Below are 16,766 nucleotides of genomic sequence, written 5' to 3'. Positions count from 1 at the left end.
GTTCGATGTGAATAAAAGATAAAATTTCTTTTTAAAATAGTAAATACTTTATTAGATTTTAAGGTGGCAACTCTCTACAATGTGCTAAAGAGCACATTGCTTACGCTCAAACAGTCATATCCTTTTTCCGCTAAAAAATAAAAATATTTAGCTTTATCAAAGTCAGGGGAAGAGCCTTATAGAAAATTATTCTACTTAGACACTGTTCTTGAAATTTTATCTTTTGATATATTAAAAAAGAAGAAACCTTTTATTGGTAAAACGTGGAGCGTGGTTCTGCCTTTGCTGAAGACGAGCGTTTATTTATTGTTTCGAAACAGCATGAGGACTGTGTGACCGTTAAGAAAGGTGCTCGTAAGCACGTTTTAGGGAGTTCCTCAAGGCAGAAACAATAAATAACAAGAGAGGGGAGCTGTAAGCCTTCAACAACTCGGCAGTTGCTTCTTTTGTTACTTTTCTTTCAAGAAAAAAAAGTAAGAGAACGCAAAGGTACTTTGTATGAGCTCTATAACTATGAGTTTTATTCTAATAAGAATTAATAAAGATCATATATTGGCTATTTAAGAACAAGCCAAATTGCATGAATTGAACCTGGAATGAAAAAAAGTAGACAAAGTAAAACATTTATAAGCAGATCTCTTCCTGCACCTTTTGTTAGAAAAACGGCAAGAGGTGGTAAAAATATTGCCAATAAAATTAAAACGATTTTATTCATAAAAAATCTCCAATGTAAGTAGTAATTATTATATATTAATAATATAAAATATTATATTATTGTTTTAATTAATATTAAATTAAATTTAAATATAAACATTGAATTTTTTATTGTTTAGTTATGATATGAAATTCTCTACAATATACTAAATCGTACGTTTTCTCACCGAGAGTGCAAGAAGAAGAGGGCGTTCATCCTACCTTCTCCAACACAGCTTTGTTTCTTTGTTTCTTTGTTTCTTTTTTGCAATCAAGAAAGAATGTGCTCCCTTCCTTCAAATAACTCAAATTATCAAAAGATTATGAAGTCCTTATAGCATAAGAATTTAAGCTTATTTTTATTTACTTTGAAGGAAAAAAACTCTTTAGCTTAAAAAATTACTTAAGTTAAATAAGAAGTTTTAATTTACACCTTTACCTAGGAATTATTGGAGCTTATAGCTAATTTCAAAAAATTATAAACACTATAAAAAGCTGATAAATAAGATATCTAAACGATAAAATCCTTAGAATTATTAGCTAAAATTATTTATACATTTATATTTTATTTTTCTTATTATATAATAATATAACTTATTAATGTAATTAGAAGGAAGATAATGAAAAAAATATTTTTGATTATTCTAATAATTATCGCAACGTTAAATGCTAATATTGCATCTGATGGTGTATATGCTAGTTTTAATAAAGAAAATATAATAAAATCATGGACAATAGATTGTGAGAGTGAATATTCAAATTCTTGTTATAAGACTGCTTTGTTGTATTACAAAGGAGAAATAGGAACAAAAGAGAAAAAAAAAGTTGTAACAAAAGTAGAACTTTATTCAAAAGATTGTAAAGATGGAATTGCAGTGGCTTGTTACAACTTAGCGCAGATCTTTAATTTAGGAGATGGTATAAAACAAGATAAACAAAAAGCTACAGAATTTTATTTAAAAGCTTGTGATAGCAGAATTGCTGTTGGTTGTTATAACCTAGCACATATTTATAATAATGCAGATGGTGTAGAAGGAGATAAAGAAAAAGCTTCAATGTTTTATTCCAAAGGCTGTGATTATGGATATTTTGTTTCTTGTTACAACCTAGCTCATATGTATAGTAATGGGGATGGAGTAAAACAAGATAAAGGAAGAGCGGCAATACTTTATGCAAAAGCGTGTAATGAGTTTTATGCAATTTCTTGTTTTAACTTAGGTATTTTATATGAGAAAGGTGATGGAGTAGAACAAAACAAACAAAAAGCTTCAAAACTTTACTCTCAAGCTTGTTCTGGTGGTTTGGGTGTAGCTTGTTATAACTTAGGTCTTTTGTATGCTTTTGGTAAGGGAGTAAAACAAAATTTAAATATTGCAAAAGAACTATTTGAGATAGCTTGTGCTTCTGGTTATAAAAATGGCTGTGAGAATTACAAAATCTTAATAGATCAAGGTGTTAATTAAGATTATTAGCTTGCGTATTTTAAAAAGTAGTTTCATTATATTGTTAAATACATAATAATTATAGCTTTTCTTTATCTTTTGCTATACTTATATATGAATAATTTTATAAAATATTTTTTAGTAGCCATACTATTTTTTTTTATAGGATACAGCTTCCAAGATAAATATACTGCTTCATTTATAAAAGAGATTTTACCTTTTTCTAAACTTGAAAAAATAAAAAACAAAAAACAACTGCATGCTATTGTTGTAAATTCACCTACTGTGTATTATTATGGCCACAGTAAAAAAGAAGGATTTGAGTATGAGTTATTAAAAGCGTATGCAGATGATATAGGCGTAAAACTTAATCTTAAAGTAGTTTCTACAATATCAGAAGCGTTAAAACTTACTAAAACAGGTTTTGGCGATATTACTTCAGCTGCGATTACAAGAACGGCGGATCGAGAAAATGAATATATTTTTGGACCTTCTTATTATCAAGTACAACAGCAAGTTATATGCAGTCGCAAGCTTTTCAAAAAAGGAAAGTTTCCAAATGCTTTAGAGGATTTAATTGGTTTAAGTATTATGGTTGGAGAAAGCACCTCTTATGAAAGAAGTCTTAAAGATGCAAAAGAGAAGAATCCTAATATTATGTATGAAATAAGCACAGAGTTTTCCTCAAGCCAGCTTTTAGAGATGGTTTCTAAAGACAAAATTGATTGTACGATTGCAGATAGTAATATATTTTCAATCAACCAGAGATACTATCCTTCTTTATCTTTTGCTTTCTCCATTAGTGAAAGAGAATCTCTTTCATGGGTTCTTAGAGAAAACAGTGATACTCTTATAAATGATATGTATAGGTGGTTAAATACCTACATCCAAAATGGAGATATGGCGAAACTTAAAGATAAATATTATGGGCACATCAATATCTTTGATTATTACAATACAGTAGTTTTTCATAAAAGAATTAAAGCAAGACTTCCCAAATATAAAAAATATTTTATTGCTGCTGCAAAAGAAAATGATATTTCTTGGATATATTTAGCTGCACAATCTTATCAAGAATCACACTGGAATTCCAAAGCACGGAGTTATACAGGGGTTAGAGGCATTATGATGTTAACGCGTACTACTGCAAAAACGGTAGGTGTGAAAAATCGATTAAATGCCAAAGAGAATATTTTTGGTGGGGCTAAATATATGGCTAAGATGATAAAAGATGTTCCCAAAGATGTAGAAAACAAAGATGATAGAATGAAGTTTGCACTTGCTGCATATAATGTGGGAATGGGGCATATTCATGATGCCAGAGTTTTAGCAAAACGCTTACATAAAAATCCAAATTCCTGGTTGGATATAAGAGAAATATTGCCTTTATTAACTCAAAAAAAATACTACAGAACACTTAAATATGGTTATGCAAGAGGTGCAGAACCTGTTAAATATGTTGATGGAATAAGTGAGTATGCAAACATTTTAACGCAAGCACTAAATAAACAAAAAGAGAATTTACCTTAGATTAACAAAGTAAAGAAAATATAATTTATACTAGTTTTAACTACTTACTCAAACATCATACTTGTATCAATTTGCCCTAATACCAATATTTATAATATCAAGCAAGATAAGTCCTTTGTTATATGCTGTTTCATTTTAAAAGTATTATTTAAACCATCGAAAATTGTAAGGTTTTACCTCCTCTAAGAATCTCTTTTAATTTGCCACTTGATAAAAAGCGAAGAAGGTAATTTTCTAAAATGTGATACAATCTTTTTTATAAATTAATTTAATATTGGAGACTAAGATGGATGAATACCAAAGTATTGCTTGTCATTTTTATGATGAATTAGAAGAAGCTGCTGTAAAAAAAGTTATATGTACTATTGTATATCAAGAAGAAGATGAAAAAAAAGAGATAAAACAAAAAATTGTTGATTTAAAAATAATAGATAAAGCGGAATATATGATTCTTGAAAATGCTCAAAAAATAAGATTGGACAAAATTCTTTTATTTAACAATTTAAATCCAAATGATAATAAATTTTGCTAAAAAATAAGAAGACATATGAGTAAAAAATTTAAAATTTTAATTTTATATCTGCTTCCTTTTTGCTCTTTTGCTCTTTTAGTACTGGTTTATACACATGCTTATGGTAAATACCCTGAAGATACTTTTATAAACAGTGCTTTTTCTTTAATAATACTAGGTTTTATACTGTCTTGTTTTCTAACAGTAAATTTATTCTCTATGTTTTTAAATAAGACACTTTTTTATACGGGCATCATATTTTCTATCTTCGCATTTTTACTTGAAGTGCTTGTTGTTTGTTTTTATCTTCTTGTTTTTTATGATATTTTTACTCCCTAAAAATAGATTTATTTTGTTCTTTTTTATTAAAGATATTAATATTTCAGTATCCCTTCGTTTTTCTTAGTTAAGTTCTTCTTTTGTGCTTTTAAAAATGGTACTTAGTGATAGATGACAAGATACTTACTTGTTTAAATAGCTAGGAATTTAGTATTGAGCTTTGTTGTTTTTTCTTACTTAAGAAGGATTAATTACAGTTTTATTAGTATTATTTATGCTAAAAACAGATAGTTAAATATATTATTTAATGAATATTTATTTTTAAAAATATAAAAATGAGTACTTCTATTTTTTTATAAATGCGAGTACTTAAGCTTTAAGAGGATAATATTATTGTAAATGATTTTAATTACATAAAATTATTATATACTTTTTACAGTTGAAAAATTTATAAAAAGGATTTTTTCTCATGCTATATATAGAATCAAAACGTTTAGGTAAAAATACAGCAATTGGACTTTTGAGTATCGCTTTTATTATTTTACTTCAAGGAGTTTTTGGGGCATGGGAAATGGAAAAGATAACGGATGAATCAAGCAATGCTTTGGTTGTTTTTTCTGATACTCAAGTGGAATCTTTAACCTTAAAAAGTATGTTAATTAATCTACGAAAACTCGAAAAAGATACTCTCTTATATAATAAAACATCTTTTGATAAAAAAAGAACAAGAATTCGTTGGGAAAGAGCTCTTTTAGAAACAAATATACAGTTTCTTAAACTTGAAGAAGAACTTAATGAAAGTGAGATAAAAGCAAAATCATTTTCTTCTTTGTTTTCAAATGCTTTCTCTTCCTATAAAGATGGAATTACTCTTGTTTTAAATAAAATGTCAAACAGTTCTTCTCTCACACAATACGAAGCATTATTAGAAATGGCTAAATATAAAAAACATATTTATGCAATGGAAAAAGAAATTGACAAAATAGTAGAATTAGCAGAAACTCAAGAAACAAAAGTTATTGCATATTTAAAAAACAGTAAAGATAGAATTTATTGGATTTTGGGACTTTCTGGTTTAGGAAGTGCCGTGCTTAGTATTATTTTAAGTATCTGGATTGTTAAAAAAAATATGCATATTAGTCGTACCTTGGAACATCAAGCACTGCACGATACCCTAACAGGTGTTTTAAACAGAAGAGGGCTTGCAATAGTTATTGATAATTATAAACAAGGTGGAGTTATGGCTTATTTAGACTTAGATAGGTTTAAATTAGTGAATGATTTATACGGGCATACAGCAGGAGATGAATTATTAGTTAGTTTAACAAAAAAAATTGCTTTATATTGTAAAGAAAAAAAATGTACTATATCTCGTGTTGGGGGAGATGAATTTGTTATTTGGTTCAATAATATAAAAGATATTAAAAGTGCAGGCGATATTTCAAAAGAAATTGTTTCTTTAATTGAGAATCACCCTTTTACATGGATGGGACAAAAAATGCACTTAGGTGCTTCTGTTGGATTAGCAGTAGCTAAGAAGGATTTTTTATTTACAGAAGTATTATCACGAGCAGATGCTGCTTGTAATATGGCAAAAATTCCAGGAAACAGCAAAGTAATGGTTTATGAAGAGTCTGACCCAGATTTAATTGAGATTAGAAAAGAAGAAAAATGGGCAGCAAAAATTCCACAAATGATTGTAAATGAAGAGTTTTGTTTATATGGACAAAGGATTGTTCCTTTGCAAAATATTGATTCAAAAGGCCATGTGGAAATATTAATTAGAGGTATATCTAAAGAGGGGAAGATTATTCCCCCAGGTTTATTTCTTCCCGCAGCTGAACGTTTTGGTTTAATGCCAAATATTGATAGGTGGGTTATAGAAACATTATTATCAAGTAAACTAGATGAAGACATGGATTTTTCAATAAATATTTCAGGACATACGCTGGCTGATAAAGAATATTTACCAAAACTGGTAAAACTGCTTTCTAAATCAGGTAAAGCACATCAAATAATATTTGAAATAACAGAATCCGTTGCTATGACTAGTATTGATACTGCACAGCACTATATTAGGGTATTAAAAGCTATTGGCTGCAGATTTTCTTTAGATGATTTTGGTAGTGGTTTTTCATCTTTTGCTTATTTAAGAGATCTTTATGTTGATTATTTAAAAATAGATGGAAGTTTGATTAAAGTATTAACGCGTAGCAAATCAGATAAAACCTTAGTTCAAGCTATTATAAATATGGCAGCTTCTTTAGAGTTAAAAACGGTTGCAGAATATGTCGAAACACAAGAACTTGCAGATATATTAAATGAAATGAATGTAGATTATGCACAAGGCTATGGGCTTCATAAACCTGAACCCTTAGCTAATTTGGCCTCATTTAAAGAAATTAAATATAAAAAATCTGTCTTAAAATAAAGATTAAAAATTGATTTTTTTGATCATCCTTACTGCTTATTTTACATAATTTACAAGTACTCAACATCCCTAAATTTACAATTAATTATTTTTAAGAACTTTTTATACATACTAAACTAAAATTTTGCTAAAGTATTTAAGAAAATAATTATTGGGAGATTATAATGTTAAATAGAAAGAATTTAAAAGCAGGATTGATTTTTTGCGTACTAGTAAGTTTGGGTTTTACTACTTTACAAGCAGAAAAAATTAGAATTGGGGCTTTGAGATTTACTTCTCATGCTCCTAGTTTTGTAGCGTATGAACGTGGATATTTTAAGGATCAAGGATTAGAAGTAGAATTCAAATTCTTTAAATCCGCACAACCTATGGCGGTCGCAATTGCATCAGGAGATGTGGATTTTGGAATTACTGCCATTTCTGGAGGTTTAATTAATCTTGCTGGAAAAGGTGCTATTAAAGTAATTGCTGGGGCTTTACATGAAGAAATTGGAATTGATGGGCAAATGATTTTAGCTTCAAAAAAAGCCATTGATGAAGGTGTTAAAACACCTAAAGATTTAAAAGGTAGAACCTTTGGTATTACTCAAACAGGTTCTTCTTTTCATTATGTAGCTCATAAAATTGCACAAAAAGAAGGTTTTTCTAATAAAGATATTAAAGTTAAACCTTTACAAAAAGTAGGGGCAATTATTGGGGCTTTAAAAACACAACAAATTGATGCTTGGTCTATTGTGCCTCATATTGCAAAAGCCTTAGATAAAAGTCCTAAAATTTCTATTATTGGAAGAGTATCTGATTATATTCCTGATTATCAAGTAACAGCTGTTTTTACTTCTTCTAATAATGCAAAAAATAAAAAAGACTTAGTACGAAAATTCTTAAAAGCATTTTCAAAAGGAATCAATGATTATAATCTTGCTTTAGTTGATAAAACAGCAGGGGAAGAAGAAGCTACAAAAATGGTTAAATTAATACATAAATATGTATATACAAGTAAACCTTATGAAAAAGCTGCGCCTTCTATTAGAAATGGTTCTATGCGAATTAACGAAGGTGCAAAATTAAATATGAAAAGTGTCAAAGATCAACTGAAATGGTTTAAAGATAAAAAAATGGTTAAAAAACATATTACTATTGAGATGTTAGTTGATACCAGTTTTGTAAAAACCTATTAATAGTAAAATTCATGGATTTACATATAGAAAATATTTCTCATTCTTATGAAAAACTTGAGGTTCTTAAAGACATTAATTTATTTATTAAAGAAAAAGAGATTGTTTGTATTGTTGGACCATCTGGCTGTGGAAAATCAACATTACTAAGATTAATTGGTGGTTTGGAAAAACCATCAAAGGGAAAAGTTATGCAAATAGGAGAGCCTTCAAAAGCTTCTTTAAATCCTTTGACCTATATTTTTCAAGATTTTGCATTATTGCCTTGGAAAAATGTTTATGACAATATTGCTTTGGTCTTAGAAAATCACAACTTAAGTAAAAATGAAATAGATGCAATAATAAAAGATGTATTAAAAAGAACCAAATTAAGCGATTTCGAAAAAGCCTTACCCAAACAGTTAAGTGGAGGTATGAAACAAAGAGTTGCAATTGCAAGAGCGCTTAGTGTAAAACCTTCTGTTTTATTAATGGATGAGCCTTTATCGGCACTTGATAGTCAAACAAGAGAGTTATTATTAGAAGATTTGATTTCTTTGTGGGAAAAAGAAAAATTTACTGCTGTATATGTAACTCATAATTTAAGTGAAGCTGTACGTTTGGGTCATAAGATTGTTGTTTTAGGAAACAGACCTGGGCAAATTCAAAAAATAATAGATATAAATATTCCTTTAAATGAACGTAAAAATCATATGCTTGAACTGGATGAAAAACAAAAAGAATTGTGGGATATGATGAGAGAAGAAGCGCTAAATGCGGATAAGGAAATATTACATGCCTGAAAAAAAAGAAGTTGAATTTAGAGCGAAAGGTTTTGTCTATAAAAAAATACCTTTTTTAGGTGCTTTTGCTTTTATTGTTTTAATTGTTTTACTAGAAATTGGAACGAGATACAATTATATTTCTGATTTGACTCTACCACGTCCTTCTGGTGTATTTACTGCTTTTGTTGAATTATATGATTCGGGTTTATTGTTTGAACATTTAATTCCTTCTTTTACCCGACTTATTGTAGGTTCTTGTTTGGGGATTTTTTTAGGCATTATTATTGGAGTTTTAATTGCTTTGTTTTCTACTTTAAGAGCTTCTTTTTTGCCTTTAATTTCTGCTCTTTTTCCCGTGCCTAAAATTGCTTTATTGCCTTTGTTTGTAATATGGTTTGGTATTGATGAAGGCTCTAAATATGCATTAATTGCTTTGGGTACGTTTACTCCTACAGTAATTGCTACATATGCAGCAGTTGATAATGTAGATAGGAACTTAATACGAATGGGACAAAGTTTTGGATTATCTTGGATGTCTATTGTAAAGAATATCATTTTACCTGGTTCTTTGCCTGGAATATTATCCGGAATTAGAATTTCTTTGGCTATTGGAATTATTCTTTTGGTTGCGGCTGAGATGTTGGGTGCAAGTTATGGAATAGGGGCTTATGTTTTAGAAGCTGGTTCGTTATATGATCTGGAGCGTTTATTTGTAGGAGTTAGTATTTTATCAGCAATGGGAGTATTTCTTAGTTATTTAGTGGCTTTGCTTGAGAAGAAGTTATTGTCTTGGCGAAACTAAGACCTAAGTTTACAATGATTTTTATTTAAGAGGATTAATAAACAATGCGCCTAAGAATCAATCATTTTGCAATACTGTTTATTTCTCTTGGTGGATTAATGGGCTCCATGTTTGGCGTCTCTTTTTTTGCTTTTAGTTTTAGTTTTTTTGGACTCTTATGTTTTCTTCTTTCCATGCAAAAAAAAGAATTTTTTTTGTGGCTCCTTGTCTTTTTTTCAATATTCTTATTGTTTCAACAAGGTAGTTTTTTAGCTTTAAAAAAAGCTTTTGTACTTTCTGCTGAGTTTGGAACCTTAATGATTGCTATTTCTTTTGTAGCTTTGGCATCAAATAACTCACATATAAAATTTTTCTTACAAAGGTTTTTTTCTAAAAAAAGAAGCAGTGCTTTTTCTTATATTTTGGGACATATATCAGGAGCACTATTAAATCTTAGTGGTCTTCTTATTCTGGTTTCATCGTTAGAAAATAAAAATAAAAAATCTTTATCTAAAAACCTAATATTGATTCATAGAGGTTTTTCTTTTGCGCCAGCATGGTCTCCTTATTCATACTTTACTCCTATTATTTTATTGACTTTTTCAAACTTGAAATGGTTTGATTTAGTTTTGCTAGCTTTTACTTTTATTATTCCTATGTTTGTTCTGTCTTGTTTTATTTTAAAAACAAAAGAAGAAACAAATGTATCAAGTATTTTTCCTAAAATAAATGTTAAAAAAGAAAAAAAAGCTTTAATTTATGCTGTTCTTTTTTGTCTTAGCATTATAAGTATAATGAGCTTTTCTAATATTTCTTCAAAAATCATCATTCATTGGATTTTGCCTTTTTTAGCACTTATTTGGTTAGTACTTGAAAGCAGCGCTTTTGTGGATTTTTTTGAAAATACAAAAAAACATTTTGTAAGTACTATTCCTTCTTTGCGTTTTGAAATACTTGCTTTATGCACGGCGGGTTTAGTCACCTCCGTTTTTGCAGATATTAGTTTAAATCAATATTTAAATTATTCGCAATTTGAAGCCCTGTTTAAAAACAATATGTTTAATACAAGTTTATTGGTAGTTCTTATGTTTACAAGTATTGTTTCTTTCATGTTCTTAGGCATTAATCCCATACTTTTTGTAGGAATAGTCTCTTTTGGTGTAAATATGGAATTATATAGCTCAATCACTGCTGTTTCTATATTAGTAGGATCTTGGGGAATGTTCTCAACGCTTTCACCTTTTGCAGCGGCTAATTTAGTAGTAGCAAGAGCCTCTTCTTTAAGTGGAAATATGTTGAGTTTTAAAATAAATAAAAACTACAATATTATTACGTATTTTATATGTGTAAGCATAATATTATGTTTTCATATATTAAGTTAGATTTTATTAAAACAATATTTAAAAGAATATTTGTTTTATTTTAAACTTTTATTTAAAATCTTTGCAAAACTACCATCTTTTTTCATCTCTTCAATAACAATAACAATTTTTGGCATATGTTTCTCTTACGGTATAAAAAACTTATTAATATAGTTATTAATAGTAACTATAATACAAGTTATACAATTGATAATTAATAATGGTGTAACTTTTTTTAAGTATATTAGTTATAAGATAAAACTAAAAAGATGAATTATTTGTATGCTAATTAATAAATGAATAGTTTATATTCATAAATAGAATAAAATATTTTAAAGGTTTTTAAGTGAGTCTATTTACTAAACTTTTTCTTACTATTTCTTTGATTATGGGATTGTTTTTTAGTATTACAGTTACTTATATCATATTCGTTCAAAGTGATTTGTTAACAAAAAAACTGAATAATAAAATTGAATATAATAATAAACTGTATATTAAACCAGTGACTCAAGCACTTTATGAGATGAATAATGAAATGCTGTTAATCACACTTACTGCTTTATATGGAGATGAAGAAATTACAGAAATTACCCTGCGTGGTATTAACTCCATTATTAATATAAATTTAAATAATAAAACAAATAATAATAAAAATTTAATTATTAATAAATCTACACTTTCTTTTAACTCTTTTAATTTAGGTGAATTAAAAATTTCGTATACAAAAAGTATAATCAATGAAAAAATTAAAAGAATTAAAGATAATATTCTTCAGTTTTCAATTCTTTTGTATTTTTCCCTTCTTATTACAATACTACCAATAATATATAGTTTTATAAAACCTATTAAAAAACTAATTGCTGTTACGACAGAAATTTCATCTGGAAATTTAGACTCCCAAATAGATATTAATAGAAAAGACGAAATAGGTTTATTAGCAAACAAATTTAAACTTATGCAAACATCAATAAAAGATCAACAATTAAGCCTGAAAAAACAAATCATATTTCGTGAATTATTAATGAATACCGTTAATATTCCTATTTTAATAAAAGATAAAAAAAGAAAAATTATTGATTGTAACAGTTCATTTGCAAGTTTTTGTGGAAAAAATAAAAGTGATATTATTGGAAAAAACATACAATATTTATTTGGTGATAAAAATACAGAAGAAACAAATAGTATTGACACTGAATTGCTTAAAAAAGGTGGTTCTAATTATTCTACTATAAAATTGCCAAATGCTAAAAATGAATTAAGAGATATTATTATTTATAAAAACACCTATAAGGATATTCACAATAATGTAGAATGGATAGTGGGAAGTTATTTTGATATTACAGATATTAACAAAGCTAAAGAAAAAATAGAAAACTTCAATATTGAACTTAAAAAGAAAGTATATGAGAGAACCGTGGAACTTGAAGAGTCAAACCATGAATTAGAGATATCCTTAGAAAACCTAAAACAAACACAAGATAAATTAATTGAATCTGAAAAAATGGCAAGTTTGGGCGGTTTAGTTGCAGGCATAGCACATGAACTAAATACTCCCATAGGTATTGGAATTACTGGTTCTAGTCACTTCTTAGAACTTACAAAAGATATTATAAAAAAATTTGAAAACAAAGATATGAGTCAAAATGATTTTATAGAGTATACAAATGATAGTTATGACCTTGCACATTTAATATACTTAAATTTGAAGAAAAGTAACCATCTTATTAAAAGTTTCAAACAAATATCAGTCGATCAAACAAGTGAAGAAAAACGAAGCTTTGAACTTAAGAATTATATTGATGAAATTTTAATAAGTATAAACAGTGTACTAAGAAAAAGAAATATAAAAGTTATTGTTAGTGCAGAAGAATCAATATCTTTAGATTCCTACCCTGGAGCTATTTCTCAAATTATTACTAATTTAATTTTTAATTCTTTAAATCATGCTTATGAAGAAAATGAAGATGGTCTTATTCGTATAGAGTTAACAAAAGAGAAGAAAAAAATACGTATTGTTTATAAAGACTACGGTAAAGGCATAAAAAAAGAAAACCTAAATAAAATATTTGATCCTTTTTTTACTACCAATCGAAATAAAGGGGGAACAGGATTGGGGCTAAATATTATTTATAATATTATTACCACTCAGCTAAAAGGTAATATCTCTTGTGATAGCCAAGAAGGTGCAGGGGTTAAATTTATTATAGACTTTTAATATTAATACCTTGACTTAATTCTTATGTTTACAAATATTGTTTCTTTTGTATTCTTAAGAATTAAACCTATACTTTTTTTACACTAATTTGTAAACATAGAAAAAAGTTTTATTCCTCTAAAATTTAGGAGTATGTCCTTTAATGTTGTACTACCATCTTTTAAATACCTCACTTTGTTAAAACCCAAGGCTTTTAGTTTTTCTAGAAAATTAAGAGATGTAATCCTTTTTTGGGAAGAAAGAACAAAAATACTGTCTTTTTTGTATGTATTAAAATCAATTTTTGAAACTTTAAACTCTAGAATACCTTGAGAAATACTTTGAAAGTTTTTAACATTCACTGTGTTTTTATTCCATGTAGATTTTTTTCCTAATTCAATTACATATATTGTATTGCTTTTTATCATTTTTTCTAGTTCTTTTTGTTCCATTAAAAATGTTTCATTTGCATGTACTGAAGATATTGATATGAACAGAAATATTGTTTGTAATAATTTAATTTTCATTTTTTAACCTTTTGATATTTTTTACTAAATTAATTTAATTTGTGTTATCCTAACATGAAACTGGACTTCTTCCAAGTGACAAATTATTAAAAATATCAAGGACAGATTATGTATCTTATAAATCAATCAAATAAAACTCCTTTACATTTACAGCTGTATGCACAAATAAAAAAAGACATTATTGATAATTACAAAGTAGGGGATAAACTACCTTCTCTTAGAAAATTAGCCTCTGTTTATAATTTAAGCAGAACCACAGTAGAGAGTGCTTATTCGCAACTAGTAGTAGAAGGATATATTGAAAGTTATCCTAAAAAAGGGTATATAGTAGAAGACATTAATGCCAGTGTTTTTAAAAGTAATATCAAGATAGAAGAAGTGCAAGATAAAAAAGAAAGTTTTTTATACGATTTTAATCCCGTAGCTCTTTGTAAAAATAATTTTCCTATTAAAATCTGGAAACGTTTATTTAATAAATATATTGATGAAAGTCTTGATTTCGGATCTTACCATAATGGGCAAGGAGAAGAGGGTTTGCGCGTACAAATCGCAAAATATATTAATAAATCAAGAGGGGTTAATTGTTCTGCTAATCAAATAGTTATTGGCTGTGGATTTACACATTCAATGGAAGTATTAGCTAAGTTATTAGATGACAGGTATACCACTTTATCCATTGAAAATCCTGGATATAATATGGCAAAAAATGCATTTCTTTCCCATGGTTATGATATAAAAAAAGTTTCTATAGATAAACATGGAATTAAGGTTGATGAATTAGAGAAACAGAATTCACGCTTAGTTTATGTAACTCCTTCTCATCAATATCCAACAGGGGTTACTATGCCTGTATCAAATAGGTATAAACTACTTGCGTGGGCAGATAAAAACGATGGTTTTATTATAGAAGATGATTGTGATAGCGAATTAAGTTATGTAAATAGACCCGTACCTTCTTTACAAGGTTTAGACAAATCAAACAGAGTGATTTATATAGGAACGTTTTCAAAGTCCTTGTCTGCGTCTTTTTTGCGTGTTAGTTATATGGTATTACCTAAACCCTTGCTTGAGATATATAAGAATCATTATACGCGAGTTTTTTCTACTGTTCCTTTAATGTTACAAATAACCTTGGAGAAATTTATAAGTGAAGGACATTGGGATAAACATTTAAGAAAAATTAGAACCATTAATAGAAAAAAGCATAATTTAATGAAATCTCTCTTAGAGGAAAAACTAGGGGAGAGTGTAAAAATAGAAGCACAAGGTGCAGGTTTAGCAATACTTATTAATCCTAATGTAGCTATGAATCTTTCTAAACTAAAAACCTTAGCAAAAAAACAAAGAATAAAGCTTTATTTTGCAAAAGATGTTTGTGGAGGAGATTGGGATGCCATTAGAATGGGTTTTGCTGTTTTTAAGGAAGAAGAATTAGAGCCTGCTTTAGAGATGTTTTCACGTATTTGGCATGAAGCAAGAGAATAAAGTCTAGTAGGTGATTATAAAATATTTTACATTATATAAAAATAATAACGTAAAATATTTAATATAATGTAAGTTACTTAATACTAATATTATTTATACTGCTTTTATAAAAGGGTATTTTATGAATTTTATTACTGTAAAACTAAATGCACTTATATTTATTTTTTCCTTTTTCTTGTTTGTATTATTATTCTCATATAGCAGTTATAAATTTATTATTAATGATTCTTTGGAGCTGGAAAAAAAACAAAATCTTAATAATGTTAATACAATCGTAAATAGCATGAACCATAATCTTGAACACATCACAAAAATAACAAATGATTATAGTAAATGGGATGATACGTATGCTTTTATGATAGATGGAAATAAAGATTATATTAATGAAAACTTTAGAGAAGGAACGAACACACTAGAACTTTTAGATGCAAGTTTTATAATTTATTTAAATAAAAAAAACAAGGTTCTTTTCTCAAAATATCAAGAGAAAGTTTTAGAAAAGAATAATAAAGATTTTGAAAAAATACTTACAAATAAATTTTCTATGCTTAACTCTACTAGTACGATTATAAAGTATAATTCTCTTTTTATGTATATTGTAAAAGCGGAGGTTTTAAAAAGTGATTTTACAGGTAGTGTTCAAGGTTGGATATATAGTGGAAAGGTGATAACGAATAAAAACATAAATCACATATCAACAGTATTTAAAAGTATTAAACTCTCAGAGTATCTTTTTAGCAAAGAAAATTACGAAATATCATTGTCTTTGTTGAAAAATATTAAATTTAACGCTCAACTGTTTGATAAAGAATTGATTAATACTATTGCTTTTTATGATGTATTTAATCATTCAGTATTTTCTATTATTACAAAAAGTGACAGAGAACTCATTAATAATTCTGAAAAAACAATTTTCATTCTAGATTCTTTCACTGCTTTTTTTCTCTTTATTATTACATTAATAATTTATAAAAGTCAAAAAGTATTAATAAATTATAATAAACTGCTTGAAATAAAAGTGAACAGAAGAACCCATCAATTAAGTAAAAGCTTACGAAAACTGCAAACAAGTAATAAAAAACTTTATACCTTAGCGAATATAGATACTTTGACGAAAATATGCAATAGACGGAGTTATTTTAATAAAAGTGAGAAGTTATTAACACAAGCTATAAAAGAGAATAAAACTTTTTATGTTTTAATGATTGATATAGATCACTTTAAAAAAGTGAATGATACTTATGGACATGCTATTGGAGATAAGGTTTTGATTGAGTTTTGTATGATTATTAATACTGTAATTAGTGATGAGGTTTTTGCTAGAATTGGTGGGGAAGAGTTTTGTATCACTTTTTTTAATACAGAAGAAGAAAAGATTAATACAATTTCTGAAAATATAAGAAAAGCATGCGAACAAGCAAGTATAAAAATAAATGACAAAAAAATTAAATTTACTATCTCTTTGGGTCTGAGTTCAAGAGCAGAATATACAAATATTGATGATATTTTATGTGTGTGTGATGAACTTCTTTATAAAGCAAAAGATGGAGGAAGAAATCGATTGGTTCGATCTTCTCCCCATTCCAATTGATA

14 protein-coding genes are annotated in these 16,766 nt (G+C 27.5%); 12 read left to right on the top strand and 2 right to left on the bottom strand.

The window, feature by feature from the left end; translation table 11 throughout:
- Positions 1-556: 556 nt before the first annotated feature.
- The gene (locus tag HRT41_10930) at positions 557-715 is read right to left on the bottom strand and encodes a YqaE/Pmp3 family membrane protein (GenBank protein ID NQY24542.1); all 159 of its coding nucleotides are present in this window, start codon (positions 713-715) and stop codon (positions 557-559) included.
- Positions 716-1,313: 598 nt separating this feature from the next.
- On the opposite strand from HRT41_10930, the gene HRT41_10925 reads away from it, so the two are divergent.
- The 10 genes from HRT41_10925 to HRT41_10880 all read left to right on the top strand — a co-directional run bounded on the left by HRT41_10925 (position 1,314) and on the right by HRT41_10880 (position 13,182).
- Positions 1,314-2,156, top strand: a complete 843-nt coding sequence (locus HRT41_10925) for a sel1 repeat family protein (GenBank protein NQY24541.1) — start codon at positions 1,314-1,316, stop codon at positions 2,154-2,156.
- A gap of 93 nt (positions 2,157-2,249) precedes the next feature.
- A complete protein-coding gene (gene mltF / locus HRT41_10920; GenBank protein ID NQY24540.1) occupies positions 2,250-3,665 on the top strand; it encodes a membrane-bound lytic murein transglycosylase MltF in 1,416 nt (471 codons plus the stop codon).
- Between the two features lie 286 nt (positions 3,666-3,951).
- Positions 3,952-4,197 (top strand): hypothetical protein, encoded by a 246-nt coding sequence (locus HRT41_10915; protein ID NQY24539.1) that lies wholly within the window; start codon positions 3,952-3,954, stop codon positions 4,195-4,197.
- A gap of 15 nt (positions 4,198-4,212) precedes the next feature.
- A complete protein-coding gene (locus HRT41_10910) occupies positions 4,213-4,515 on the top strand; it encodes a hypothetical protein (GenBank protein NQY24538.1) in 303 nt (100 codons plus the stop codon).
- A gap of 409 nt (positions 4,516-4,924) precedes the next feature.
- Positions 4,925-6,886, top strand: coding sequence for an EAL domain-containing protein (locus HRT41_10905; GenBank protein ID NQY24537.1), 1,962 nt, complete (start codon positions 4,925-4,927; stop codon positions 6,884-6,886).
- 164 nt (positions 6,887-7,050) lie between these two features.
- Complete coding sequence (locus HRT41_10900; protein NQY24536.1) at positions 7,051-8,064, top strand: ABC transporter substrate-binding protein; 1,014 nt, start codon at positions 7,051-7,053, stop codon at positions 8,062-8,064.
- Between the two features lie 11 nt (positions 8,065-8,075).
- Complete coding sequence (locus HRT41_10895; protein ID NQY24535.1) at positions 8,076-8,843, top strand: ABC transporter ATP-binding protein; 768 nt, start codon at positions 8,076-8,078, stop codon at positions 8,841-8,843.
- Positions 8,836-9,627: an ABC transporter permease gene (locus HRT41_10890; GenBank protein ID NQY24534.1), complete on the top strand. Its 792-nt coding sequence runs from the start codon at positions 8,836-8,838 to the stop codon at positions 9,625-9,627. The genes HRT41_10895 and HRT41_10890 overlap by 8 nt, the downstream gene beginning before the upstream one ends.
- A 44-nt stretch (positions 9,628-9,671) precedes the next feature.
- Positions 9,672-10,988 (top strand): hypothetical protein, encoded by a 1,317-nt coding sequence (locus HRT41_10885; protein ID NQY24533.1) that lies wholly within the window; start codon positions 9,672-9,674, stop codon positions 10,986-10,988.
- 325 nt (positions 10,989-11,313) lie between these two features.
- Entirely contained in the window at positions 11,314-13,182 is a 1,869-nt protein-coding gene (locus HRT41_10880) for a HAMP domain-containing protein (GenBank protein ID NQY24532.1), read from the top strand.
- 83 nt (positions 13,183-13,265) lie between these two features.
- On the opposite strand, the gene HRT41_10875 is transcribed toward HRT41_10880, so the two are convergent.
- The gene (locus HRT41_10875; GenBank protein ID NQY24531.1) at positions 13,266-13,688 is read right to left on the bottom strand and encodes a hypothetical protein; all 423 of its coding nucleotides are present in this window, start codon (positions 13,686-13,688) and stop codon (positions 13,266-13,268) included.
- 108 nt (positions 13,689-13,796) lie between these two features.
- Here HRT41_10875 and HRT41_10870 point away from each other — a divergent pair, with 108 nt between their 5' ends.
- Together HRT41_10870 and HRT41_10865 are read left to right on the top strand one after the other, a co-directional pair.
- Positions 13,797-15,173: a PLP-dependent aminotransferase family protein gene (locus HRT41_10870; GenBank protein ID NQY24530.1), complete on the top strand. Its 1,377-nt coding sequence runs from the start codon at positions 13,797-13,799 to the stop codon at positions 15,171-15,173.
- 121 nt (positions 15,174-15,294) lie between these two features.
- Positions 15,295-16,764 carry a diguanylate cyclase gene (locus tag HRT41_10865; protein ID NQY24529.1) on the top strand — a complete coding sequence of 490 codons (1,470 nt, stop codon included), beginning with the start codon at positions 15,295-15,297 and terminating at the stop codon, positions 16,762-16,764.
- Positions 16,765-16,766 lie beyond the last annotated feature (2 nt).

This window comes from Campylobacteraceae bacterium (assembly GCA_013215945.1).
In the GTDB taxonomy this organism is placed as follows: Bacteria; Campylobacterota; Campylobacteria; order Campylobacterales; family Arcobacteraceae; genus NORP36.
Note: the sequence above shows the minus strand (reverse complement) of the source record. Positions and strands in the feature narration are given on the sequence as shown.